Origin of the sequence: Erythrobacter sp. HI0063, assembly GCF_001635685.1 — a bacterium.
Classification (GTDB): domain Bacteria; phylum Pseudomonadota; class Alphaproteobacteria; order Sphingomonadales; family Sphingomonadaceae; genus Qipengyuania.
The window spans coordinates 1-21,738 of record NZ_LWFF01000224.1 but is presented as its reverse complement, the minus strand read 5'-3'; the positions used below and the strand labels follow the sequence as shown (position 1 = coordinate 21,738).

The window sequence follows — 21,738 nt, the reverse complement described above, 5'->3', positions numbered from 1 at the left end:
CGCAGCGCGCGGGCAAGACCGACGTCATGGGGACTGCCGTCGCCGATAGCACAGCGAAGCGGTAGATCGGGAGAAAACTGGTGGACAGGGCTGGATTCGAACCAGCGTACGCTTGCGCGGGCAGATTTACAGTCTGCTGCCTTTAACCACTCGGCCACCTGTCCATCGGCTTGCCGATATCGCGGAATACGCGATGGGCTGCGGCGGGCTGAGCCGCCGGGAGGCGCCCCTTTGGCGAAGCGGCGCTTGCCTGTCAATGGGGCCGCTGGCACAGGGCGCGCCGACACTAGGAAGGAATTACCGCTATGGCCAAACCGGAACGCAAGCGAGCCCTGCGCGGCCGCGCCGGACGTATGAAGGGTGGCCGCGGCAGCGGGCGCGCGAGCACGGGCCAGGTGCGCCTCTGGGGGCACCATGCGGTGGAAGCCGCGCTAATGAACCCCGCCCGGCGCCATCACAAATTGTGGGCGACGCGCGAAGCGATCGCCGAACTCGACGGCGAGCTGCCGCAGGATTTCGCGGTGGAATATGCCGCGCCTTCCGATCTCGACCGGCTGGTGTCGCGCGATGCCCCGCATCAGGGTCTGGTGCTCGACTGCGCGCCCCTTGAGGACGTGTTCCTCGACGACGTGCTGGACGGCGATCCGGCGCGGCCCATCGTGCTGCTGGATCAGGTGACGGATCCGCACAATGTCGGCGCGATCATGCGGTCTGCGGCTGCTTTCGGAGCGGCGGCGATCGTCACGCAGGATCGCCACGCACCGCCCGAAGGCGGCGTGATTGCCAAAACCGCTTCCGGGGCGCTGGAAATCCTGCCCTGGGTACGAGTGGTCAATCTGGCCCGCGCGCTCGACGATATTGCAGAGGCGGGATACTGGCGCCTTGGCCTGGCGGGCGAAGCGGAGGCGACTCTGGCCGAGGCCCTGCCGAAAGGGCCGGTAGCACTGGTGCTCGGGGCCGAAGGGCCGGGCATGCGCCACAATATCGGCCAGCATTGCGACGCTCTGGCGCGCCTGCCGATCGGCGATTCGGTTGAAAGCCTCAACGTCTCAAACGCCGCTGCGATCGCATTGTACGCCATCGCCGCGCGATAAGGCCGCCATAAAACGAAAACGCCGCGCCGACCCCAATGGATCGACGCGGCGTTTCGTGTTCCGAAGATCCGGTCTTAGTTGACCGAATCCTTGAGACCCTTGCCGGCCTTGAACTTGGGCTGGTTCGAAGCCTTGATCGTCATCGGTTCGCCGGTTCGCGGATTGCGACCGGTCGATGCCTTGCGCTTGGCGACCGAGAAGGTTCCGAAGCCGACCAGGCGCACTTCGTCGCCATTCGACAGCGCCTTGGTGATGGCATCGAACACGCCTTCGACCGCGCTCGACGCGTCGTTCTTGGACAGGCCGCTGGATTCGGAAACCGCGGTGATAAGGTCGTTCTTGTTCATTGTGTTGGATCCCCCAAGATTGAGATTTCGCCTTCATGACGAACTGATCGGTTTGACGTTGAACCGGTGAATCACCGGCTCGAGCGCGCGAAGAGTGAGCGCATCCGGCGGGGCCTGTCAAAGGTAAATCGGCGTCAAAGCCCTGCAAATCGGTCGAAACGACGCCGAATATGGTTAACCCGGCGCACCAGGGATGCGCCGGGTCGAGAATTGCAGAATTTACAAACTTATCAGGACGTCAGTGCGCCGTGGGAGGAGAGGCAGCGCCTCCCGCCGTGATCGGCTGGCTGGCCAGATCGTCCGCCTCGGTCCATTCGATCGCGTCCAACGGAGCTACGAGCGCCCGCTCAAGCACCTGATCGACATGGCTGACCGGAATGATCTCCAGCCCTTCCTTCACATTGGCGGGAATCTCCGCGAGGTCCTTCACGTTCTCTTCCGGGATGAGCACCGTCTTGATGCCCCCCCGAAGGGCGGCGAGCAGTTTCTCCTTCAGCCCACCGATCGCCAGCACCCGGCCGCGTAGAGTGACCTCGCCCGTCATCGCGACGTCGGGCCGCACGGCCACGCCGCTGAGCGTCGACACGATCGACGTCACCATTCCGATCCCCGCACTTGGCCCGTCCTTGGGAACGGCACCTTCGGGCAGGTGGATATGGATATTCTTGCGCTGGAACAGGCTCGGCTTGATGCCATAGGCGGGCGCGCGGGCCTTCACGAAGCTGAAGGCGGCGGCGACGCTTTCGTTCATCACTTCGCCCAATTTGCCCGTCGTCTTCGCCTCGCCCTTGCCCGGCGTGGTGACGCTCTCGATCGTGAGCAATTCGCCGCCCACTTCGGTCCAGGCAAGGCCCGTAACCGCACCGATCTGCGCCTCTTCCTCGCCCATGCCGTGCTTGTGGCGGCGGACACCGGCGAAATCGGCCAGGTTTTCGGGCGTGATTGTTACGCTTGTCGTCTTGCCTTCGAGAATGCGGCGCAGGCTCTTGCGGGCCAGCTTGGCGATCTCGCGCTCCAGCGTGCGGACCCCGGCCTCGCGCGTGTAATAGCGGATCAGATCGCGCAGAGCCTCTTCGGTCAGCTCGAATTCGCCATCCTTGAGGCCATGCTGCTTGACCTGCTTGTCGAGCAGGTGACGCTGCGCGATCTCGACCTTCTCGTCTTCCGTGTACCCTTCCAGCCGGATGATCTCCATCCGATCCAGCAGCGGCTGCGGCAGGTTGAGCGAGTTGGCCGTGCAGACGAACATCACGTCGCTGAGGTCGATATCGAGTTCGAGGTAATGGTCCTGGAACTTCGAATTCTGTTCGGGGTCGAGCACTTCGAGCAGCGCCGACGCCGGATCGCCGCGGAAGTCCTGGCCGAGCTTGTCGATCTCGTCGAGCAGGAAGAGCGGATTGCTCTTGCCCGCCTTTTTGAGATTGGTGACGATCTTGCCCGGCAGCGACCCGATATAGGTGCGCCGGTGGCCACGAATCTCGGCCTCGTCGCGCACGCCGCCCAGCGACTGGCGAATGAATTCACGCCCCGTCGCCCGCGCGATCGACTTGCCGAGCGAGGTCTTGCCGACGCCGGGCGGGCCGACGAGGCACAGGATCGGGCCCTTGAGCTTGTTGGTGCGCGCCTGCACTGCGAGATATTCGACGATCCGGTCCTTGACCTTTTCGAGCGCGTAGTGATCCGCGTCGAGCACCCGCTGCGCCTCGCCGATATCCTTCTTGAGCTTCGATTTCTTGCCCCACGGCAGGCCCAGCAGCACGTCGAGATAATTGCGGATGACGGTCGCTTCCGCGCTCATCGGCTGCATGCCCTTGAGCTTTTTCAGCTCGCTTTCCGCCTTGGCCCGCGCTTCCTTGCTCAGCTTGGTCTTGGCGATCGTCTCGGTCAGTTCGGCGATCTCGTTTATGCCGTCCTCGTCCCCGTCGCCCAGCTCGTTCTGGATCGCCTTCAACTGTTCGTTGAGGTAATATTCGCGCTGGGTCTTCTCCATCTGCCGCTTCACGCGGCCGCGGATCTTCTTCTCGACCTGGAGAACCGACAGCTCGCCTTCCATGAAGGACATGACCATTTCGAGGCGCTTGAGCGGGTCTTCCTCGCTCAGCAGGCTCTGCTTGTCGGAGACCTTAGCGGCCACGGCGGCGGCGATGGTGTCGGCGAGTTCGCCCGCATCGTCGATATCGCCCAACTCGTCGCCGGCACCCTCGCCCAGCTTCTTGTTGAGCTTCGCATATTCGCCGAACTGCTCGATTACCTGCCGCATGGTGGCAGTGACCTGACTGCCCGATGCCGTGCGTTCCTCGCGCACCTCGACCGATGCGACCACGTAATCGCCTTCGACCGCGAAGGATTCGATCTTCGCGCGGTCCGACCCTTCGACCAGCACGCGCACGGTCCCATCGGGCAGCTTCAGAAGCTGAAGCACCCGCGCGACCACGCCTACATCGTACAAATCCTCGCGCGCGGGATCGTCGCAGCCCGGATCGAGCTGGGCGAGCAGGAAGATATCCTTCGATCCTTCCATCGCCGCTTCCAGAGCGGCCACGGACTTGTCACGCCCGACGAAGAGCGGGACGACCATGCCGGGAAAGACGACGATGTCACGAAGGGGGAGAAGCGGGAATGTCTGGTTCATACCCCGAATATGGGAAGTGTGGCGGAGGGCTGCAACGGGGTCTACGTGGGAAGCTGTGGGGAAGCGGGAGGCGGATGGCCCAGTTTGGGGAGGAAAGCATACCTTTAAAGTGAGCCGCTATCGAGGACGCTTCCGGTTCACTAGGCGGTAGAGAATCCTAGCGAGCCCAAAGCCTGCCAATCCGGCTAAACCAGCCCAGAGCGGATTGAAAAGATAAAGAAGGCCATCAAGCGCATCTGCTGAGCGACCCGGTTCGCTTAACTCGACCATCGTGTAGAAGATCATTCCGGCGGGGACGATGAGAAGCAGCCAACAGCTAGTCTTGGGATGGGGCAGCATCCCAGCCAAAAATCCGATAAGAACGCCAAAAAGCAGCGCTATCTGGTAGTCATCCATTCTTCGGCTCTATGCTCGCTGCGAGCGATCCGAAACGGGTCGGAAGCGACCTCAATCGCCTACTCCCGAAACCCCGGATCGATCCGGTCGAGCTTGCGCAACAGCGCCGGCCAGGCGAGCCCGTCCGCGACCATGCCCATCCCGGCGGCGGGGGTCTGGCTCTGGACCTTTTCGGGCGTGCCCTGCGGCGGGGTATTCAAATTCTCGCGGCCCGCGCTCAGCATCGCGACTTGCGCTTCGCAGGCGCGCTCGATGAAATAGAGGCGCAGGAAGCACTGGCCGACCGTCTTGCCGATCGCGAGCGTGCCGTGATTGCGCAGGATCATGGCGTGCTTGTCGCCCATGTCCTCGACCAGCCGCTCGCGCTCCTCGAGGTCGGTCGCGATGCCTTCATAGTCGTGATAGGCGATGTCGTGCCGCGCGATCATGCCGGTCTGGGTGTGCTCCAGCAGGCCGAATTCCATCGCGCTGACCGCCTGCCCGTTCGGCGTATGCAGATGCATCACCGCCGCTGCATCCTCGCAGTTCATGTGCAGCGCGGAATGGATGGTGAAGCCCGCCGGATTGACCGGGTGGCTGGTTTTCAGAACCGGCTGCCCCTCGACATCGATCTTCACCAGGCTCGACGCCGTGATCTCTTCGAACATCATGTCATAGGGATTGATCAGGAAGTGATGCTCCGGCCCCGGAACGCGCGCCGACAGGTGCGTGAAAATCAGATCGTCCCACCCGTAGTGCGCCACCAGGCGATAGGCTGCGGCGAGATCGACGCGGACCGCCCACTCTTCGTCGGAAACCTGCGCGCGGACATCGCTGTCGTTACCGCTCGCATTGTCATTCATCACCGTTGCCATCTGATCTCTCTCCTCTGGAGGCGCTTGTATCACGAACGCGGCGGCGGTTCCATCAGACCGAGTGGCCGTCGTGCCTTGCCTTGTCGAACGTGTAGAAACAACTGAAGGTAAACCGCTCGCCCGACCTGATTTTCTCCACGCCGTGGAGGTAGCTCGCGGTCGAGGGGAAATAGGCGAGCAGGCCCGGCTTCAGATCCGGGCGCAGGCCGAGTTTCGGGAAATGGATCGCCCCGCCCTCATATTCGTCGTTCAGGTAGATGATCGAGGCGAAGGCGCGCCACGGGAACTGGTTGGGGCTGCCATTCGGCTCCTCGCAATCGGCGTGCGCCGCCTGATCGTCGCCGACGCGCCAGCGCACCAGCTGGAGCGTATCGGCATAGATCGGATCGGCGATGCCGTAATCCGCCGCGATATGCCTGGCGGTGCGGCGCCTGATCTTCTCCATCAGCTTCAATATCTTGGGCGGCATGGAGCGCGGATTGATCATCCGGCCATGCCACACGTCGTTTTTCGGGAGATAGGTTTCCCACGGCGCGTCGGGCGAGCGGGCGAAGTGCAGCAATTGCTTGCGCTCCGCCTCGCTCAGGAAATCGTAGGCCAGGCCGACCTTGTTGCCGTCCAGCGTGCGCGCGTGGCGGAATGTCTGCGCCACCGGCATGCGCGACGCCGTGCCGAGACCCGGCATGGCCATGCCACCTAAAGGGGATATTGCCCCTGCGCCGGGGCGATTGGAGTTGTTGTTGAAAATCGACATGGCGCTCTCCCGATCGCGTATCGTTTCCGTTTCTGCGGGTTATCCCATGCCGGGCAGGTTGAAGCCCGGCGGCAGGCCCATGCCCGACTGCAATTGCGCCATTTCCTCGCCCGCGCGGCGATCCGCCTTGTCGCGCGCATCGTTGAAGGCGGCGGTGACGAGGTCTTCGAGCATCTGCTTCTCGTCGAGATTCATCAGGCTGTCGTCGATCGCCACCCCGAGGATGCGGCCGCGTGCGGTGGCGCGGACCTTGACCATGCCGCCACCGGCATTGCCTTCGACCTCGATCGTATCGAGCTTGGCCTGCGCCTCGCCCATCTGGTTCTGAATCGTCTCGGCTGCCTTCTGGGCGGCGGCCATCATTTCTTCCATCGATTTCATGCTTCGCGTCTCCAATCGCGCCGGGGGGACGGCGTCTGGGTTTCTTCCAAGAGTTCGGCATCCGGAAAGGCGGCGAACGCGGCCTTCACCATGGGATGTTCGCGCGCCTCGCGCTGGGCGTCGGCGGCGGCCTGCTGTTCCTGTTCGACCAGCGAGGGTGCCCCGCCCTCGGGCGCTTGTTCGATCTGCCAGCGTTCGCCGGTGGCGGCGAGCAGCGCCTCGCGCAATTGCGGGCCGATATCGTCCTTGTAACGCGCATCGCGGCTGAATCGCAGCAGCTCGCTCTCGATCGCGATCGGGCGGATCTGCAATTTCATCGTGCTGGCGGCGAGGTGCTGGCCCGCATCCTCGACCTTGGCGACCAGATCGCGCCAGTCGATCGACTTCGCGGCAGGAGCCTCGGCGGTGCCTTCGCTTCCGGTCGTTGTGGGAGCGCTCGGCGCATTGGCCGCCGCATCCGCGATGATCTGGGCCAGGCGCCCCGGATCGGGAAGGTCGTTGGCGTGCAGCGTGCGCAGCAGTGCCATGCGCGCGGACACGAGCGGATCGGGCGCCTGGCGCACCTCCTCATGCCCTTTCAGCAGCAATTGCCACAGGCGATGGAGGCGACCCGCCGGGATCGCTTCGGCCCAGGCGGCGAGCTCGGCGCGCTCCTCGGCGCTCGGCGCGTCGGGCTCGCCGCCTGACACTTGCGACACTGTGATCCGGTGGACGATGTCCATCAGCGCCCGCATCATCGCCAGCGGCTCGACACCGAGTGCGTATTGCTCGTCCACGCCTGCGAGCAGAGGCCGCGCCTCGCCTTCCAGCAAATGGCCCAGCAGGCGGCGCTGCGCCCCTTTGTCGGCGAGGCCGAGCATGGACTGGACTCGCTCGGCGGTGACCGTGCTGTCCGATCCTTCATCGGCCCCCATATCGGCATGGGCGATCGCCTGGTCGAGGATGGACAACCCGTCGCGGACCGATCCTTCCGCTGCATTGGCCACGATGGCCAGCGCCTCGTCCTCCGCCTCGACACCTTCCTTGCGGCAGATCTCCGCGAAATGCTCCTTGAGCAGTTCGGCGGGAATACGCCGCAGGTCGAAGCGCTGGGTGCGGCTCAGGACCGTTACGGGCAGCTTGTCGACTTCGGTGGTGGCGAAGAGGAATTTCACATGCGCGGGCGGCTCTTCCAGCGTCTTCAACAGCGCGTTGAAGGCGTTGCGGCTCAGCATGTGAACTTCGTCGATGATATAGATCTTGTACCGCGCCGAAACCGCGGAATAGCGCACCGCCTCGATGATCTCGCGCACGTCGTCGACGCCGGTATGGGAGGCGGCATCCATCTCGATCACGTCGATATGGCGGCCTTCCGCGATGGCAGTACAAGGTTCGCAAACGCCGCACGGATCGATGGTCGGCCCTCCCTTCCCGTCCGGCCCGACGCAATTCAAAGCCTTGGCGATGAGGCGCGCCGTCGAGGTCTTGCCCACTCCGCGCACGCCGGTCATCAGGAAGGCATGGGCCAGCCGGTCGCGCGCGATCGCATTGGCGAGCGTGCGGACCATCGGTTCCTGCCCGATCAGTTCGGAAAAGGTCTGGGGCCGGTATTTGCGCGCGAGCACGCGATAGGGCTGCGCCGGATCGGGTGCGGTCGGTTCGACCAAGGGTTCCGAGGGAACCGTGAGGGCGACGTCCGGCGTCTCTTTCGCAGGCGGCACTTCGGTTGCGGGCGGCGCAACCGGTTCGGCTTCGGCAGCACCGAACATCGATCCCTGGCCCGCATCCTCCAATTCGGCGGCGCTGGGCGCGTTGTCTTCCGGAGCGTCGCCCGCTCCGGGCTCCCAAGGGAGGCCGTCTGAATTGTCCGGTGAATCACCCATGCCCGTTAGGTAGGGGCACCGGCCGCGCTTGTCATGCCATGGTGAGCGAAAAAGGAGCCGAGCGACCCGCTGCCATCTACCTGGGCTGCTTCCTTCCGGACCTGACCCGGTGAGCAGACGCGAACGTCCACCCGACTCCCGGGCGGCCATATGGCGGTGGCGGCGTGGGTTTGCAAGCGTCGCGCAGCCTCGACCGCGCCGCGCGTGAAGCCTCTAGCGAAAATTATCCGCGTAAGCCTGCAATTTCAGGGATTTGGGCGGCGTCGCATGGACACGCGCGGGGATACCGTATTTCTCGGCATAGGCCTTCGCCTCGTCCTTGGAGGGGAATTTCAGCTGCACCTGAACCTGCGTATCGCCGCTGCCCGTCCACCCCATCAGCGGATCGGCGCGGCGCGCTTCGGATTGTTCGAATTCGAGCACCCATTCATCGACGCGCGCCTTGCCGGACTGCATCGCACTCTTGGGTCGCTGATAGATACGGGCGGTCATGGTCGCGAGTCCTTGTTTAGTCCCTCAAACGCCGGGCGGCTTCGCGGCATAAGCCGCGGCGCGCGGTCGCGCTTGCGGGACTCCGAAGCGTCCCCGATCCCCTAATTCAGCCGCCGCCTCTTGAAAAGGCGTTCTTCGTCTTGAGGCTCGGCGCCTCCGCCCACGGCTCGTCCGGCCAGCGGTGCTTGGGATAGCGGCCCTTCATGTCCTTGCGCACGTCCATCCAGCTTCCCCGCCAAAAACCCGGCAGATCGCGGGTCGCCTGAATCGGGCGGCCAGCCGGGCTCGTCAGCTTGAGCAGGAGCGGTGTGTCGCCCACCATCGGGTGCCGCTCCAGCCCGAACAGCGCCTGCACCCGCACTTCCACGCTGGGCGCGTCGTCCCCGGTATAATCGATCGCGTGATGCGTGCCCGCAGGCGACACGAATTCGCGCGGGGCCAGCCGGTCAAGCCTCTGGCGGCTGTCCCAATCCAGCAGGCCGAGCACAGCATCGGTAAGACGCCCCTTCGCCAGCGCGAGATCGCGGCGCCCCTGCAAAAGCGGGGTCAGCCAAAGCTCGGCATTGTCCGAAAGCGCATCGAGAGACAGCGCGGCGATTCCGGCGTAGCGCGCCCGTGCCAGCAGGTCGGCAGGCAGCAATACCCCCAGCCTGTCCCGCGCCTTATCCACAAGCTTTTCCACAATCGCTTGCGCGTCCGGAGACGGATCGGGTCCGCTCGACAGTCGGATCGCGCCAAGCCGCCGCTCCAGCCGCGCTTCGATTCTCTGCTCGTCCTCGTTCCAATTGAGGACCGATTTGCGCTCGATAAGAGAGGGGAAATGCGTTTCGATGTCGGCCAGCACCAGCTGCGCCGCCGAAGTGATCCGCGCGCCCTTGGCCTGTCCCTGCGCATCGGCGACGATCAGCCACTCGGCCCGCGCCAAAGGAGAGGTCGGATCGAGCATGAAGCCCCGCCCGCCTGCGGAAATCCAACTTTCGCCCGAAGGATCACGGCGCTTGGCGATGAAGTCGGGGCGCGCTGCGGCCAGGAACAGCGCGGGATCCACGGCTTCGCCACCGCTCCCCTCGAAAGCCTTGGCATCGTCGGCGATCAGCTTTTCCGCCCGCTTCGCCCAGTTCTGCGCAAGTTTCCGGCTCGCTTCCGCTCTCGCGCTGCGGTCGCCCCGCCAGCGTGCGAGGCGCGCCGACAGATCCTCGCCGCGCCCGCCCAGGCCTCTCTCCTGCGTCAGCAAGATCAGCTCCGCAGCGTCGCGCGCCTGCCCCGCCCCGGCACCATAGAGGATCGCCGCGGCCCCCTCGGGGTCGAGCGGCATGGACGCAATTCGCCCACCAAAGTCAGTGATTCGCCCGGAGGAATCAAGCGCGCCAAGCTTTTCCAACCGGTGCTGCGCCGAAGCGAGCGAGGCTTCGGGCGGCGGATCGAGCCAGCGCAGGTCCAGCGGATCGCTGCCCCATTGCGCCACCTTCAGGACCAGCGGCGCGAGGTCGGCCGTGACGATTTCGGGCGGGTCGAATTCGGGCCGCCCCTTGTGGCCGCCCTGCTCCCACAATCGGTAGGCCGTGCCGTGGCTCTGTCGCGCCGCACGCCCGGCGCGCTGCGCCGCAGCGGCCTGGCTGGCCCGCATCGTCACGAGATGCGTGGTCCCCGCCGCGCGGTCGAATTCGGCTCGACGCGACAAGCCGCTATCGACCACGACCGAGACGCCATCCAAAGTGAGCGAGGTTTCGGCGATGGCCGTGGCGAGGACGATCCGCCGCCGCCCTTCGGGATCGCGCCGTATGGCCGCGCGCTGGCTCGCCGGATCGACCTGTCCGTGCAGCGGCAGCACCATGGCGCTCGGCAGGCGTGTCTCGATGCGCTCGCGCACACGCTCGATCTCGCCCACGCCGGGCAGGAAGGCGAGAATGTCGCCCTCTTGGTCGCGCCACGCGGTCGCGATTCCATCGGCGACCGCATCCTCGATCCGCTGGTGGGGCGAGCTGCCCAGCCACTCGATCGCCAGCGGGAAGGCGCGCCCCTCGCTTTTGATAACCGGGGCCGCATCGCCGAGCAGCCGCGCGAATCGCGCGCCGTCGATCGTCGCAGACATGACGAGGACGCGCAGATCCTCGCGCACGAAAGCGCGGCTCTCCAGTGCCATGGCGAGGCCGAGATCGCTGTCGAGATGGCGCTCGTGCGCTTCGTCGAACAGCACTGCCGACACGCCGGGCAATTCCGGATCTTCGAGGATGCGATTGACGAAGATCGCTTCGGTCACGACGAGAATGCGGGTCTTGGACGATTGGCGACTGTCGAGCCGGGTGAGGTAGCCGACGGTTTCGCCCGTCTTCTCGCCCAATTGGGCCGCCATCCGTTCCGCCGCCGCGCGCGCCGCGACCCGGCGCGGACTGGTGAGGATGACCTGACCGCTGCACCAGTCCTCCCCGATCAGCGCAGGCGCCACCGCCGTCGTCTTGCCCGCGCCCGGCGGCGCGACCAGCACCGCGCCGGTCTGCACGCGCAAGGCCGCCAGAAGATCGGGCAGGACGGCGTGGATGGGAAGGTCGGAAGGCATCGGCCTGCCCTATTCAGCTAGGTCAGTAGCCCCGCGCCACCGCGAAACGCGCCGCTTCCACCATCGCCTGCCGGGCCTTGCCATCGGGAAAGATCGCCAGCGCATCGATCGCGCGCTGAGCGAAATGGCGGGCCCTTTCGCGCGTATCCGCCAGCGCGTCGTGCCGGGCGATCAGAGTGCAGGCATGGTCCAAATCGGCGTCGCTGGTGCGGTGGCCGATGATCGCGTCCTTCCAGAAGGCGCGCTCTTCCTCGCTTCCGCGCGCATAGGCGAGGATGACGGGAAGCGTCATCTTGCCCTCGCGGAAATCGTCCCCCCGATCCTTGCCCATTGCGGCGGCATCCGAATCGTAATCGATCGCATCGTCGACCAGCTGGAAGGCGACGCCCAGATTGCGCCCATATTCGTCGAGCGCATTTTCCTTCTCATCGTCGCATTCGGCGACCACCGCCGCGATCCGGGCGGCGGCGGCGAACAGGGCCGCCGTCTTGGCGCGGATGATGCCGAGATAGCGCTGTTCGCTGGTGTCGATCCGGCGCTGCGCAGTCAGCTGATCGACCTCACCCTCCGCGATGATGGCGCTGGCGCCGGAGAGGATCTTGAGAACGCGCAGGCTGCCGTCCTCCGTCATCAGTTCGAAGCTGCGGCTGAACAGGAAATCGCCCACCAGCACGGTGGCGGGGTTGCCGAAGATGATGTTCGCGGCGGTCTTGCCCCGGCGCATCTCGCTGCCGTCGACGACATCGTCGTGAAGCAGGGTGGCGGTATGGATGAATTCGACCGCGGCGGCGAGCTTGTGGTGGCGCGCGCCCTGATAGCCGACGAGCTCTGCGCCTGCGAGCGTGAGCATCGGGCGCAGACGCTTGCCCCCACCAGAAATCAGATGCCCGGCCAGCGCCGGTATCAGCGGTATCTCGCTCTGCATGCGCGAAAGGATGACGGAATTGACCGCGTTCATGCCCTGCGCGGTCAAAGCCAGCATGGGGTCGAGCGAGGGGTTGGATCCGCGATCGTGAAGGGGAATGATTTCGGCGCTCATCTGCCATCGGCAATGGGGAGGCTGGCCGCGCTTGGCAAGGGCGCAATTGCTGCTAGCTTGGCACGATGTCCCGGCAAACACCCTCCGCCCAGCCCGCTTCGGCCCAGCCATCGAACCAATACTCTACTGGGGATGCGACCCTTGCCGGGTATCGCAAGAGCATCGACAATATCGATGCGGCCCTCATCCACATGCTGGCCGAACGGTTCCGCATCACTCAGGCGGTGGGGGCCTACAAGGCGAAGGCGGCGCTTCCGCCCGCCGATCCGGGCCGCGAACATGCGCAGATCGCCCGGCTGCGGGCTCTGGCACAGGATGCCGAGCTCGACCCCGAATTCAGCGAGAAATTCCTGCGCTTCATCATCGATGAGGTGATCCGGCATCACGAACAGGCGCGCGAGACCCGCTGAGCCCCACCGGCGAGCGACCGAATGTGACCAAAATGCAGCACCAGCGCGGCCACGGTGAAAAAGTCCCTTCGCGTTGCCCTTGGCGGGTTGAATCCCCTCGTCGGTCTCAATAGGAACCATCCTCGCATTTTCGCTCAAGGGGAATTACCATGAAATTTGGCAAGACAGCTCTGGTCGCTTCGGCTGCCAGCCTCGCCGTTGCTCCGATCGCCGCTCAGGCAGCCGATCGCGCCGCCGCTCCGGTTGACGGGGAATCCGAACTGGCCGGCAATGCCGGTGGCATTCTGGCGATCTTCGGCGTTCTCGCCATCGCCACCTTCATCTTCGCTTCGGGCGATGACGAGCCCGTCAGCCCGTAACGGTTGCTGAACTGGACACATTTACGAGCGGGGTCGGGTTTCCGGCCCCGTTTTCGTTTGAGCGGGCTCCATTTCGCAAAAGCCAATTCCGATCTGCCCGAACGCGGCTTGATTATCCGGTCAGTCGAACCCGTCTCCGGCCCTCGGCAGCTCCAGCCGGACCAGCAGGCCTCCCAGATCCTCGCTCTCGGCCAGCGACACCGAACCGCCGTAGATTTCCGCCACGTCGCGCACGATCGCCAGGCCCAGGCCCGTGCCCGGCTTGCCGGTATCGAGGCGAGCGCCGCGATCGAATATGCGCGGCCATTCCTCTTCGGGGATGCCCATCCCGTCATCCTCGATCCAGATCACGCAGCGCGAAGATGAAGGTTCGGCATCGACCGTGACGAACACACTGCCCCCGCCGTATTTGGCCGCGTTCTCGATCAGATTGCCGAGGATCTCGTCCAGATCCTGTCGCTCCATCGCGGCAACCGCGTTCTGATTGCCGTCGAGATCGAACCGCGTTCGCTCGTAGATTCGCGTTACCGCCCGCAACACGCTTTCGACGCTGGGCCAGATTTCCGCCCGCGAGTGGCCGCTGGCGCGCCGTCCCACGGCGCGGGCGCGGGCCAGATGGTGTTCGACATGGCGCTGCATCGTCTTGGTTTCGCGGCAGACCAGATCGGACAGCTTGGGATCGTGCGCGGTGGCGGCGTTCGTCAGCACGGTGAGCGGCGTTTTGAGAGCATGGGCGAGATTGCCCGCATGCGTGCGCGCTTCTTCCGCCTGCCGTTCCGAATGAGCGAGTAGCGCGTTGACCTCCTCGACCAAGGGCTGGACCTCCAGCGGCAAGGGCTCGTCGATCCGATTGGCGCCTGCGCTTCGCATGTCCTGTATCGCGGCCCGAACGCGCCGCAGCGGACTGAGCCCGATCCAGTTCTGCAAGACCGCGAGCGCGAACAGGCCCAGGCCCAACAAGGCGAAACTCCAGGCGAGAATGGCCCGAATGCGCGCTATCTGATCGTCCAATTGCTGGCGCGCGGAGGCGACCGCAAAGGTCCAGCGCGCCTCGCTGTCCGGCAGGATCACGGTGCGCTGCGCGATGCGGAGGGGCTCGTCGGCGAATTGCTGGCTGTCGTAGAAACGCGGCTCGAAATCGTCGGCTTCCTGCCGCACGGTGAGCGTGTTGTCCCACAGCGAACGCGAGGGATACCCTTCCTTTCCGGGCGCGCTGATCTGGTAATAGAGGCCGCTATTGGGTTCGAGAAAGCGCGGTTCGCCCAGCACGCGGTTGAAATAGACCTCGCCATCCAGGTCGATTTCCGCCGTCACGATCATGGCGTTAAGGAGATATTCGAGCTGATCGTCGAAATTGCGCTCGACCAGATTGGTGAGCGTGCGGTCGAGTGCGAAGCCTCCGGCCAGCAGCAGGACAAGAATCCAGCCCGCCGCGATCGCCATCATCCGGCGCGCCAGACTGCTCTCGGCCCGGGGCGCCGTGTTGCGCGCAGCAGCCGAAACCACCGGTTCCGCCGAGCCCCCGCCGACCGGAACGGACGGCGTTACGAGCGCTGCGGAATCAGGCGCGCGGCTGGTCGGCGGGATCGTCGAGCGAGTAGCCAAGGCCGCGGATCGTGGTGATGACATCCGCGCCGAGTTTCTTGCGGATGCGGGTTACGAAAACTTCGATCGTGTTGGAATCGCGGTCGAAATCCTGATCGTAGATATGTTCGATCAGTTCGGTGCGGCTGACCACCTTGCCCTTGTGGTGCATCAGATAGCTCAGCAGCTTGTATTCCTGCGCGGTCAGCTTGACCGGCTCGCCCTTCAGCGTGACCCGGCCCGAGCGCGTGTCGAGACGCACGTCGCCCGCCGTCAGTTCGGCGCTGGTATTGCCCGAAGCGCGGCGGATCAGTGCCCGCAGGCGCGCGATCAGCTCTTCGGTCTGGAAGGGTTTGGCGAGATAGTCGTCCGCGCCCGCGTCGAGCCCAGCGACCTTGTCGCTCCAGCTGTCGCGCGCGGTCAGGACCAGGACCGGGAAGCCCCGCCCTTCCTTGCGCCACATGCCGAGCACGGTGAGCCCGTCGATTTCCGGCAGGCCGAGATCAAGGATCACAGCGTCGTAATCCTCGGTGCTGCCGAGGAAATGGCCGTCCTCGCCATCGGTGGACAGGTCCACGGCATAGCCGTTCTGTTCCAGCGTCGATTTGAGCTGTTGGCCGAGCGTGGGCTCGTCCTCGACGATCAGAATCCTCATTATATCTTGGTCCCCGGTTGCGCGGTTGCGGCCCATCGGCCGCCTGTCGCCGTGATGTCGTTCATGTACATGAACACGTCAAGCAGCCGACAGTTTCGCGGCCAGCGTGGGAAAGCGGGATTTTCAGTCGCTGCGCCCGAGAACGCGGCCCGTCCGGGCATCCACATCCACGAACAGGACGCGCCCGTCGCGGATGAATTTCAACCGATAGGCCATCGCGGTCGAATCGTAGGCCGGGCCGAGATATTCCGCCCCGCGCATGGTCGGCACGATCCGAGCCTCGATCTCGCGCAGGGACACGAGATTGCCCGCGCGCATCTCCTTGCGCGCTTCGCCCTGTTCGCCCCGCGCCTGCGCAAGCACAGGCGCGGCCATGGGCATCGAAAGCGCAAGAGCGAGACAGGGGATGAGCAAGCTTTTCATGATGCCTTTCTGACTAGTGCGACAGCATTGAACAAGGTGTGAATGCGCTGCGCCCCACCTGCCCGATCAACGCGTCAGTTCGTATTTGACCGTCATCGTGACCTGCGTGCCGACCTGACCGGGGCGTGTCGGCGTCGAAATCCGGCTTCCGGTTACTTTGATCGCTTGCGGAGCAGCATCGTACATCGGCTGTTGAAAACCCATCTGTTCTTCGACGGCAAGCAGGCGGACGCCCGAATACCCGGCCATGCGGGCATAATCCTGCGCCTGCGATTGCGCCGCCGCGAAGGCGGCCTTGCGCGCCTCTGCCTTTTGCGGTGCGTCGTTCACGATTTCCCAGTTCGGGCCGCTGAGATTGGTGGCGCCGGCAGCGACCAATGCATCGAGCACCGGCCCGATCCGGTCGAGATCGCGCAGATCGACGGTCACGCGATTGGTCGCATCGTAACCGATGAATTCGGGGGGCATGTTCTGGCGGTGATTATATTGCGGGTTGAGCGTGATGCCGGCGGTCTGCACGCGGTCCTCGGGAATTCCCAGCGCATCCATCCGCTTCAGCACACGGTCCATTTCGACGGCGTTCTGCTGCATCGCCGCGACGGCGGTCTGCGCGCGCGTGGTTACTCCGGCACTGATCGTCGCCTTGTCGGGATCGCCCAGAACCTGCTGCGATACCTGCAATTCGATCACGGGTCCGGTCGCGGCGATCGAGACTTCGGCGGCATTCGCCGGGAATGCGACCACGGCGGGCGCCAGAGCGGCGGCGGCGAGCGAAAGGGCGAAACGTTGCATGATCGATACTCCGGTCGGTGTGTTGGTGTGGCGAATGCCTATGACGCGCTTACGCCCCGCTGAACCGATGGGTTCCGCGATCGGGGCGTGACAGGCTGCGAATTTGCAAGCCTTGCGAGGGCCACACCGGCCTTGCCGATCACCGCGCCCGCGCCTACCTGCCGCGCTCCATGGCACAACCTCCGATCCTCAGCTGGGAAGGTCTCGGCCTGCAACAGGGCGGCCGCTGGCTGTTCGGCGGGCCCGACCAGGACCCGATCGACCTTCATATCGGCGCGCGCGACCGGCTTGCGCTGATCGGCCGCAACGGCGCGGGCAAGACCACTCTGTTCCGGCTGATCGACGACCGGATCGAAGCCGATCGGGGCCTGCGCAAGGTCAAGCCCGGCACGCGCATCGTCGTGTTGGAGCAGGAGCCGGATCTTTCGGGCCATGCCACGCTGATGGAATGGGCGCTGGTGGGCGACAATCCCCCGCAGGAGCACGAGGTCGACGCGATCGCGGGCCAGCTCGGCATCGACATGGCGACCCCGACCAAGGGCGCAAGCGGCGGCGAAAGGCGCCGCGCCGCCATCGCCCGCGCGCTGGCACAGGATCCCGATCTGCTGTTGATGGACGAGCCGACCAACCACCTCGATCTCGCCGCGATCGACTGGCTGGAAGGCTGGCTCGACCGGTACAAGGGCGCCTTCGTCGTCATCAGCCACGACCGGACCTTCCTCAAACGCCTGACCCGCGCGACGCTCTGGCTCGACCGGGGCACCATGCGGCGCAAGGAGGTCGGCTTCGGCGGGTACGAGGCCTGGGAAGAACAGGTCTATGCCGAAGAAGCGCGCGCGGCGGAAAAACTGGACGCCAAGCTGAAGCTGGAAGCCCACTGGCTGGAACGCGGCGTCACCGCGCGGCGCAAGCGCAATCAGGGGCGGCTGGAAAAACTGCACCAGATGCGGGCCCAGCGCGCCTCGATGATCTCCGCCGGTGGCACGGCCAAACTGAAGCTTGCGACGGAAGAGGATTTCAAAAGCAAGTCCGTGATCGCAGCGGACTCGATCTCCAAGACTTATGGCGATCGCACCGTCATCAAGCCGTTCAGCCTTCGTATCCAGCGCGGCGACCGGATCGGGATCGTCGGCTCCAACGGCGCGGGCAAGACCACGCTCTTGAAAATGCTGACGGGGGAACTCGCCCCCGATACCGGCAGCGTCGATATCTCGAACAAGCTGACCGGCGTGATGATCGACCAGCAGCGCGCCCTGCTCTCGCCCGACAAGACGGTGCGCGAAGTGCTGGCCGAAGGCGGCGACTGGATCGACGTGCAGGGCCATCGCAAGCACGTGCAGGCGCATCTCAAGGACTTTCTGTTCGATCCCAAGATCGTCGACACCAAGGTCGGCATCCTGTCGGGCGGAGAGCGCAGCCGCCTGCTGCTCGCGCGCGAATTCGCGAAGGCCTCGAACCTGCTCGTGCTGGACGAGCCGACCAATGATCTCGACCTCGAAACGCTCGACCTGTTGCAGGAAGTGATCGCGGATTACGAAGGCACGGTCCTCCTCGTCAGCCACGATCGCGACTTCCTCGACCGGACGGTGACGCTGACGCTCGGCCTCGACGGCAGCGGCAAGGTCGACGTCGTGGCAGGCGGTTACGAGGACTGGGAGAGAAAGCGCAGCGAAACCGTCGCCGTGGCGCGCGAGGCCGCGGCGAAGGACACTGGCAATGCGCCCGCCCCCGCCCCGCCCCCGCCGAAATCGACCAAGCTTTCCTACAAGGATCAGCGCGACTACGAACTGCTTCCCGCCCGGATCGAGGAGCTGGAAGCCGCAATCGCGAAGGGGGAGACTATTCTCGCCGATCCGGAACTCTACACCGCCGATCCGCAGAAATTCGCCACCATCTCGCAAGGCATCGAAAACGCCCGCGCCGAAAAGGACGCGGCGGAAGAGCGATGGCTGGAACTGGCGGAGCTGGTCGAAGGGTGAGCGAGACAGGCGCTGCGGCTCTCGCCGCGCGGATCGCCGCCTGTAAGGTCTGCGCCGCGCATCTTCCGCACGGCGTGCGCCCGGTCGCCAGCTTCTCGCCCACGGCGCGGCTGCTGATCATCGGGCAGGCGCCGGGATCGAAAGTGCATCTCAGCGGCATTCCGTGGGATGACAAAAGCGGAGACCGGTTGCGCGAATGGACCGAGCTGGACCGCGAGACGATGTACGATGCCAGCCGGGTCGCGCTCGTCCCGATGGGTTTCTGCTATCCCGGCAAAGCGAGCGGCGGCGACAAACCGCCGCGCCGCGAATGCGCGCCCCTGTGGCATGAGGAAGTGCTGGCCACGCTGCCTCAGGATCGCCTGACGCTGCTCGTCGGAACCTATGCGCAGGCCTATTACCTGCCGGACACCCGCAGGCTTTCGATGACCGAGAGAGTGCGGCGTTTCACCGAGTTCTCGCCGCGCGTCCTGCCGCTCCCCCATCCGGCATGGCGATCGACAATCTGGATGCGCCAGAACCCCTGGTTCGAAGCCGAAATCCTGCCGATCCTGCGAGCGAAAATCGCAGCAACGCTGGCCTAGACCAGCTTCTCACAAGCGATAGAACCCGGCCACCCGGTCGAGCGCGATACCGAGTACGAGCTTGCCCGAACGCGCAGGCCATTTGAGCGTCTTTTCCGCCGATGGCAGGCTTTCGCAGGCACACACCACGCGCCACAGCACGTCCGAAAGCCCACGCCCCGCCTCGCGCATCGCACCGTCGAACCGCTCCTTCGCCGCGATCCGGCGCTCGCTAGGGGTCAGTCCCGCACCGCCCACGCCGCCATCCACGCGCACCGGATCCCAGCGCATCGTGATGGACGGCGCGAGCTGCGCGCGTTCGTAATCCATACGCAGCCGCTCGCCCGCGTCGAACTGGCGGTCGTCGAGATGGCCGCGCGCATGGAGCCAGCCGAGCGGCGATTCGGCAAGATTGACCGTTACCGAGCGCTTGCGCTTGGCCGCGCCCGATCCGCGCCGGGGCCCTTCTACCGTCACTTCCCGTTCGACCAGTTCGCGCTTCATAAAATTCTCCCGATTCGCTGACGCAGCTGCTCTTGCAAAATGGTGAGCCGCGTAGGAAAGAGAAAACCGATCTGGTTATTTTGAGGAGCGCCGGATGATCAATCGCATCCGTGACATTCGCAAGCAGAAGGGCATGACTCTGGCCGACCTGGCCGAAGCGTGCGACCCACCGACCACGCCGCAGACGGTCGGGCGGCTGGAAACGGGCATGCGCAACCTATCCATCAAATGGATGGATCGGATCGGAAAGGCGCTGGGCGTGGAGCCCGAACTGCTCGTGCGTTCGGAAAGCGCTGGGCACCCGCAGATGATCGCCATGCTGGCCGCCAGTGGCGCTGAAGCGCTTTCGTCCCCGCGCGACGCGATCCTCGCCACCGACCTGTCGGGCGACGGGGCACTGGTCGTGATGGCGGTCGAATACCCCCATGGCGAATACCGGCCCGGCGACCAGCTCTGGCTCCGCCAGCTCGCGCCCGAAGACGCATCCCGCGCCATCAATCGCGACGTGCTGGTTCCGCGCAAGGGCGGCCGTTTCGCATTCGGTCGGCTGATCGATCGGCAGGGCGATCTGGTGGGTGTGCTGCCCCCCGGTCATGGCCAGAAGCAGGACGTGGTGAAAGACCCGGCCTGGATCGCGGTCGCCGAAATGCTGGTGCGAAAGCTCTGACGATGCCGCGCGTCCTGTCGCTCTCGACACTCTTCCCGAATGCAGCGAATCCGCGCTTCGGGACGTTCGTGGCCCGCTCGCTGGAAGCCTTGCAGCGCGAGACCGATTGGGACGTAACCGTCGTAAATCCCATCGGCCTGCCGCCGCTTCCCAACGCGCTTCTGCCTGGCCGCTATCGAGTTCTGGCGGCTGCGGCGACCGGCGGGATCGAGAACGGAATTTCGGTCCACCGTCCGCGTTTCACTCTCCTCCCCAAGATCGGCGGGCGGCTGAACCCCGGCGCGATCGCGCGCGCGGCGCTGCCTCTGATCCGCCATCTGCACGCCAAGACACCATTCGACCTCGTGGATGCGCAATTCTTCTATCCGGACGGTTCCGCCGCCGTCCGCATCGCCCGCGCGCTCGATCTCCCGCTGTCGATCAAGGCACGCGGCGCGGACATCCATTACTGGGGATCGAGATCCTACGCCCGCGACGCGATGCTCGCCGCCGGGAGCGATGCAAAGGGATTGCTATCGGTCTGCGAGGCGCTTGCAGACGATATGACAGCGCTCGGTCTGCCGCGAGACAAGATCGCGATCCATTACACGGGGCTCGATCGCGACCGCTTCCGCCCCTTCGATCACACCCGCCTGCGCTCGCGAGTGGGCACGGAGTTCGATATCGCATTACCGGATGATGCCCCCCTGCTGGTGACCGTCGGTGCTTTGATCCCCCGCAAGGGGCAAAGGCTGGTCATCGAAGCGCTGACATCGCTTCCCGATGCGCGTGTGCTGCTGGTCGGCAAGGGTGAGGACGAAGCGGATTTGCGCGCGTTGGCGCAGACCTTGGGACTGGCCGATCGCACTCACTTCCTCGGCTCGATCGATCACGATCTCCTGCCGTTGGTCCTGTCCGCCGCCGATGCGATGGTGCTGCCCTCGTCCAGCGAAGGACTGGCCAATGCCTGGGTGGAGGCCCTGGCCTGCGGCACGCCGCTCGTCATCACGGATGCGGGCGGCGCGCGCGAAGTCGTGGACGGGCCGGATGCGGGCATCATCGTGGCGCGGGAGGCAGAAGCGATCGCGGACGGTATCAAGCTCGTGCTCGCCCATCCGCGATCGCCGCACACCGTCGCCGCAAAGGCCGAGCGGTTCGACTGGCGTGTGAATGGACGCACGCTCGGCGAATATTACGAGCGGCTCGTCCGCGCGTAATATTCAGGCGATGCGCTGAAATCAGCGACCCTCGCGGGCGAGGCGCGCCTGGCGGTCCTCTTCGCTTTCTTCCGGCACGAAGCTGTTCGACGTGACGCCCATCCACACCAGCAGCGGCGCCGCCATGTAGATCGAGCTGTAGGTGCCGACGAAAATGCCCAGCGTGATCGCCGCGACGAGGCCGAACAGGCTTTCCGG

At 65.1% G+C, this 21,738-nt stretch carries 22 protein-coding genes, 1 tRNA gene, 1 other RNA gene and 1 pseudogene; 7 read left to right on the top strand and 18 right to left on the bottom strand.

The genetic code is table 11. The annotated features are described in order from the left end of the window. Nucleotides 1–78 precede the first annotated feature (78 nt). A tRNA-Tyr gene (locus A3736_RS07275) sits at nucleotides 79–164 on the bottom strand. 141 nt (nucleotides 165–305) lie between these two features. Between A3736_RS07275 and rlmB the strand changes: the two genes are divergently transcribed. Further along, a complete protein-coding gene (gene rlmB / locus A3736_RS07270) occupies nucleotides 306–1,094 on the top strand; it encodes a 23S rRNA (guanosine(2251)-2'-O)-methyltransferase RlmB (RefSeq protein ID WP_067681044.1) in 789 nt (262 codons plus the stop codon). Nucleotides 1,095–1,168: 74 nt separating this feature from the next. Here the strand turns inward: rlmB and A3736_RS07265 are convergent, their stop codons facing one another. The 11 genes from A3736_RS07265 to A3736_RS07215 form a co-directional block, all read right to left on the bottom strand. Beyond that, the gene (locus A3736_RS07265; protein ID WP_067681041.1) at nucleotides 1,169–1,441 is read right to left on the bottom strand and encodes an HU family DNA-binding protein; all 273 of its coding nucleotides are present in this window, start codon (nucleotides 1,439–1,441) and stop codon (nucleotides 1,169–1,171) included. Between the two features lie 238 nt (nucleotides 1,442–1,679). Beyond that, nucleotides 1,680–4,073: an endopeptidase La gene (lon, locus tag A3736_RS07260; RefSeq protein ID WP_067681038.1), complete on the bottom strand. Its 2,394-nt coding sequence runs from the start codon at nucleotides 4,071–4,073 to the stop codon at nucleotides 1,680–1,682. A 117-nt stretch (nucleotides 4,074–4,190) separates the two neighbouring features. Beyond that, nucleotides 4,191–4,469 (bottom strand): hypothetical protein, encoded by a 279-nt coding sequence (locus A3736_RS07255; protein WP_067681036.1) that lies wholly within the window; start codon nucleotides 4,467–4,469, stop codon nucleotides 4,191–4,193. Nucleotides 4,470–4,528: 59 nt separating this feature from the next. Beyond that, nucleotides 4,529–5,323: a class II aldolase/adducin family protein gene (locus tag A3736_RS07250; protein WP_067681033.1), complete on the bottom strand. Its 795-nt coding sequence runs from the start codon at nucleotides 5,321–5,323 to the stop codon at nucleotides 4,529–4,531. 52 nt (nucleotides 5,324–5,375) lie between these two features. Further along, nucleotides 5,376–6,077 carry a 2OG-Fe(II) oxygenase gene (locus A3736_RS07245; protein WP_082851362.1) on the bottom strand — a complete coding sequence of 234 codons (702 nt, stop codon included), beginning with the start codon at nucleotides 6,075–6,077 and terminating at the stop codon, nucleotides 5,376–5,378. Between the two features lie 39 nt (nucleotides 6,078–6,116). Beyond that, a complete protein-coding gene (locus A3736_RS07240) occupies nucleotides 6,117–6,458 on the bottom strand; it encodes a YbaB/EbfC family nucleoid-associated protein (RefSeq protein ID WP_067681027.1) in 342 nt (113 codons plus the stop codon). After that, complete coding sequence (locus A3736_RS07235; RefSeq protein WP_067681024.1) at nucleotides 6,455–8,320, bottom strand: DNA polymerase III subunit gamma/tau; 1,866 nt, start codon at nucleotides 8,318–8,320, stop codon at nucleotides 6,455–6,457. Before A3736_RS07235 ends, A3736_RS07240 begins: the two co-directional genes overlap by 4 nt. A 47-nt stretch (nucleotides 8,321–8,367) precedes the next feature. Next, nucleotides 8,368–8,462: signal recognition particle sRNA small type (ffs, locus tag A3736_RS07230), an RNA gene on the bottom strand. A 71-nt stretch (nucleotides 8,463–8,533) separates the two neighbouring features. Continuing rightward, nucleotides 8,534–8,812, bottom strand: a complete 279-nt coding sequence (locus tag A3736_RS07225) for an ETC complex I subunit (protein ID WP_067681021.1) — start codon at nucleotides 8,810–8,812, stop codon at nucleotides 8,534–8,536. A gap of 106 nt (nucleotides 8,813–8,918) precedes the next feature. Further along, on the bottom strand, nucleotides 8,919–11,369 hold the full coding sequence (hrpB, locus tag A3736_RS07220) for an ATP-dependent helicase HrpB (RefSeq protein WP_067681018.1): 2,451 nt from the start codon (nucleotides 11,367–11,369) through the stop codon (nucleotides 8,919–8,921). A gap of 22 nt (nucleotides 11,370–11,391) precedes the next feature. Further along, nucleotides 11,392–12,408, bottom strand: coding sequence for a polyprenyl synthetase family protein (locus tag A3736_RS07215; RefSeq protein ID WP_067681015.1), 1,017 nt, complete (start codon nucleotides 12,406–12,408; stop codon nucleotides 11,392–11,394). A gap of 65 nt (nucleotides 12,409–12,473) precedes the next feature. Here A3736_RS07215 and A3736_RS07210 point away from each other — a divergent pair, with 65 nt between their 5' ends. Together A3736_RS07210 and A3736_RS07205 are read left to right on the top strand one after the other, a co-directional pair. Next, nucleotides 12,474–12,818 (top strand): chorismate mutase, encoded by a 345-nt coding sequence (locus A3736_RS07210; protein ID WP_082851361.1) that lies wholly within the window; start codon nucleotides 12,474–12,476, stop codon nucleotides 12,816–12,818. Between the two features lie 149 nt (nucleotides 12,819–12,967). Next, complete coding sequence (locus A3736_RS07205; RefSeq protein ID WP_067681012.1) at nucleotides 12,968–13,177, top strand: hypothetical protein; 210 nt, start codon at nucleotides 12,968–12,970, stop codon at nucleotides 13,175–13,177. Between the two features lie 120 nt (nucleotides 13,178–13,297). Here A3736_RS07205 and A3736_RS07200 read toward each other — a convergent pair whose 3' ends face one another. The 4 genes from A3736_RS07200 to A3736_RS07185 all read right to left on the bottom strand — a co-directional run bounded on the left by A3736_RS07200 (nucleotide 13,298) and on the right by A3736_RS07185 (nucleotide 16,631). Further along, nucleotides 13,298–14,806, bottom strand: a complete 1,509-nt coding sequence (locus A3736_RS07200; protein WP_082851360.1) for an ATP-binding protein — start codon at nucleotides 14,804–14,806, stop codon at nucleotides 13,298–13,300. Further along, nucleotides 14,739–15,416, bottom strand: coding sequence for a response regulator transcription factor (locus A3736_RS07195; RefSeq protein WP_067681134.1), 678 nt, complete (start codon nucleotides 15,414–15,416; stop codon nucleotides 14,739–14,741). Before A3736_RS07195 ends, A3736_RS07200 begins: the two co-directional genes overlap by 68 nt. A gap of 123 nt (nucleotides 15,417–15,539) precedes the next feature. Then, the gene (locus tag A3736_RS07190) at nucleotides 15,540–15,839 is read right to left on the bottom strand and encodes a PepSY domain-containing protein (protein ID WP_067681009.1); all 300 of its coding nucleotides are present in this window, start codon (nucleotides 15,837–15,839) and stop codon (nucleotides 15,540–15,542) included. 66 nt (nucleotides 15,840–15,905) lie between these two features. Next, nucleotides 15,906–16,631 (bottom strand): SIMPL domain-containing protein, encoded by a 726-nt coding sequence (locus A3736_RS07185; RefSeq protein ID WP_067681007.1) that lies wholly within the window; start codon nucleotides 16,629–16,631, stop codon nucleotides 15,906–15,908. Between the two features lie 170 nt (nucleotides 16,632–16,801). Here A3736_RS07185 and A3736_RS07180 point away from each other — a divergent pair, with 170 nt between their 5' ends. Continuing rightward, complete coding sequence (locus A3736_RS07180) at nucleotides 16,802–18,610, top strand: ABC-F family ATP-binding cassette domain-containing protein (RefSeq protein ID WP_067681006.1); 1,809 nt, start codon at nucleotides 16,802–16,804, stop codon at nucleotides 18,608–18,610. Then, a complete protein-coding gene (locus tag A3736_RS07175) occupies nucleotides 18,607–19,194 on the top strand; it encodes a uracil-DNA glycosylase family protein (RefSeq protein WP_067681003.1) in 588 nt (195 codons plus the stop codon). Before A3736_RS07180 ends, A3736_RS07175 begins: the two co-directional genes overlap by 4 nt. A gap of 9 nt (nucleotides 19,195–19,203) precedes the next feature. Here the strand turns inward: A3736_RS07175 and A3736_RS07170 are convergent, their stop codons facing one another. Further along, on the bottom strand, nucleotides 19,204–19,677 hold the full coding sequence (locus A3736_RS07170) for a DUF6456 domain-containing protein (protein ID WP_067681000.1): 474 nt from the start codon (nucleotides 19,675–19,677) through the stop codon (nucleotides 19,204–19,206). Between the two features lie 94 nt (nucleotides 19,678–19,771). On the opposite strand from A3736_RS07170, the gene A3736_RS07165 reads away from it, so the two are divergent. Both A3736_RS07165 and A3736_RS07160 read left to right on the top strand, forming a co-directional pair. After that, a complete protein-coding gene (locus A3736_RS07165) occupies nucleotides 19,772–20,344 on the top strand; it encodes a helix-turn-helix transcriptional regulator (protein ID WP_067680998.1) in 573 nt (190 codons plus the stop codon). Nucleotides 20,345–20,346: 2 nt separating this feature from the next. Beyond that, complete coding sequence (locus A3736_RS07160; protein WP_067680996.1) at nucleotides 20,347–21,540, top strand: glycosyltransferase; 1,194 nt, start codon at nucleotides 20,347–20,349, stop codon at nucleotides 21,538–21,540. A gap of 21 nt (nucleotides 21,541–21,561) precedes the next feature. On the opposite strand, the pseudogene A3736_RS16670 reads toward A3736_RS07160, so the two are convergent. Then, nucleotides 21,562–21,738, bottom strand: a pseudogene (locus tag A3736_RS16670) (protein translocase subunit SecF); the annotation flags it as partial.